Here is a 2,443-nt window from a genome sequence, read left to right as displayed (position 1 = left end):
CGTACCAGGGGATGCACCTACCGACCTAGTCGCAGCACCCCGTGCCCCACCCGGGCCCGCCCCCCGAGATCCCGCCGCACCAGCGCGTGCTGCTCCAGCGTGGCCAGCAACCGGTACACGACGGTCCGGTTGACGCCCAGCTTGGTGGACAGCTCGGTCACGGTCAGCCCATGATCCGTGTCGGCCAGCAGTTTCAGAACCCTGAGTCCCCGATCGAGCGTCTGGGAGGTCTCCGCGGTCACGACGCCCACTCCTTACGGTGATGACGCGCGACCCCCACACGGCGACCGCGTCATCGAGTCCCGTCGCTGACGCGTTGCAGAGGCCGCGATCGGCAGCAGGCGCCGGCGTTCCGGGCCCGTTCGCTACACGGCTGCGCTCTGCGGCGCCACTGCCACAGGGCGTGTGCGTAGCGGGACAGTAACGGGGAGGGTTCGCTGAGCGGAAGACTCCGTCCAGAATCCGGTCAATGACCGGTATGGACTACCTGCAAATGTCCGGATACGCGGCACCCCCGTCACTTCATGCGCGTGGCCCACTCCTGGACCTTCGCGATGCGCTGCCGCAACTGCCCCCCGGTCGCCTCGGCGCTGGGCGGCCCCCCGCACACGCGCCGCAGCTCCGTGTGGATCACGCCATGCGGCTTGCCGCTCTGGTGGACGTACGCGCTGACCATCGTGTTGAGCTGTTTGCGCAACTCCATCATCTCCTTGTGGGACATGACGGGCCGCCGCTCGGCGGGCAGTTCGAGGAGGTCGGCCTCGGAATCCGGCCGCTTCTTGCTGTGCGCGATCTGCTTGGCCTGACGTTTCTGCAACAGGAGCTGGACCTGGTCGGGTTCGAGGAGCCCGGGGATGCCCAGATAGTCCTGCTCCTCCTCGCTGCCCGGGTGCGCCTGCATGCCGAACTCGGCGCCGTTGTACATGACCCGGTCGAAGACGGCCTCCGACTCCAGCGCCTCGAACTTGAACTCCTCCTGCTCGCCGGTGTCCTCGTCCTGCTGCTTCTCCGCCTCCGCGAGGAGCTTGTCCTCCTCCGCGTACGGGTCCTCCTCGCCGCCCTTCTTGGGCTTGTCGAGGGCGTGGTCGCGCTCGACCTCCATCTCGTTGGCGAAGGTCAGCAGGTCAGGGACGGTCGGCAGGAACACGGACGCGGTCTCGCCGCGCCGCCGGGACCGTACAAAGCGGCCGACGGCCTGCGCGAAGAACAGCGGCGTCGAGATGGTCGTCGCGTACACGCCGACCGCGAGGCGCGGGACGTCGACGCCCTCGGACACCATCCGGACGGCGACCATCCAGCGGTCGGTGCTCGCGGCGAAGTCGTCGATGTGCTTGGACGCGCCGGTGTCGTCGGAGAGGACGACCGTCGCCTTCGTACCCGTCAGCTCGCGGATCAGCTTCGCGTACGCGCGCGCGGAGTCCTGGTCCGAGGCGATGACCAGGGCGCCGGCGTCCGGGATGGCCTTCCTGACCTCCGTCAGCCGCTGGTCCGCCGCGCGCAGCACGCTCGGCATCCACTCGCCGCGCGGGTCGAGCGCCGTACGCCACGCCTGGCTGACCGCGTCCTTCGTCATCGGCTCGCCGAGGCGGGCCGCGATCTCGTCGCCCGCCTTCGTGCGCCAGCGCATGTTGCCGCTGTACGACAGGAAGATCACCGGACGGACGACGTGGTCGGCGAGCGCCGAGCCGTAGCCGTACGTGTAGTCCGCCGAGGAGCGGCGGATGCCGTCCGTGCCCTCCTCGTACGTCACGAAGGGGATCGGGTTCGTGTCCGAGCGGAACGGCGTACCCGTCAGCGCGAGGCGCCTCGTCGCCGGTTCGAACGCCTCCAGGCACGCCTCGCCCCACGACTTCGAGTCGCCGGCGTGGTGGATCTCGTCCAGGATCACCAGCGTCTTGCGCTGCTCGCTGCGGTTGCGGTGCAGCATGGGCCGTACGCCGACACCCGCGTACGTGACGGCGACCCCGTCGTACTCCTTGCTGAGCGGGCCCGCGCTGTACTCGGGGTCCAGTTTGATCCCCACGCGCGCCGCCGCGTCCGCCCACTGCTTCTTCAGGTGCTCCGTCGGTGCGACGACCGTCACCTGCTGGACGACGTGGTGGTGCAGCAGCCACGACGCCAGCGTCAGCGCGAACGTCGTCTTGCCGGCGCCCGGTGTCGCGACGGCGAGGAAATCCCTGGGCTGTTCCTGGATGTACTTCTCCATCGCCCCCTCCTGCCAGGCCCGCAGCTTGCTCGCGGTGCCCCAGGGCGCGCGGCCCGGGAAGGCGGGAGAGAGGTGATGGGAGGAGGACGAGGCGGCGGTGGTAGTCACGGTCTCCGGTTCGGGGGGTGGGTCTCGGGTCCCGGGCTCTCAGGTACGAGGCTCCCGGTTCCTTGGCTTCTCGGCTACGTATGACAACCGGGCCACCCTACCGGCGCGGAGTGTCCACGACGGCCCGGA

General features: G+C 69.5%; 1 protein-coding gene and 1 pseudogene. Both read right to left on the bottom strand.

Translation table 11 applies throughout. The features are described 5' to 3' along the window. Positions 1-20 precede the first annotated feature (20 nt). Positions 21-242 (bottom strand): annotated as a pseudogene (locus AOK24_RS40695) (helix-turn-helix domain-containing protein); the annotation flags it as partial. A 275-nt stretch (positions 243-517) separates the two neighbouring features. Continuing rightward, positions 518-2,314 carry a DEAD/DEAH box helicase gene (locus AOK24_RS40690; protein WP_055724940.1) on the bottom strand — a complete coding sequence of 599 codons (1,797 nt, stop codon included), beginning with the start codon at positions 2,312-2,314 and terminating at the stop codon, positions 518-520. Between the last annotated feature and the right edge of the window lie 129 nt (positions 2,315-2,443).

It is taken from the genome of Streptomyces niveiscabiei (genome assembly GCF_001419795.1).
GTDB lineage: Bacteria > Actinomycetota > Actinomycetes > Streptomycetales > Streptomycetaceae > Streptomyces > Streptomyces niveiscabiei.
The sequence above is the reverse complement of the archived record's forward strand: the minus strand, read 5'-3'. Positions and strand labels throughout refer to the sequence as shown.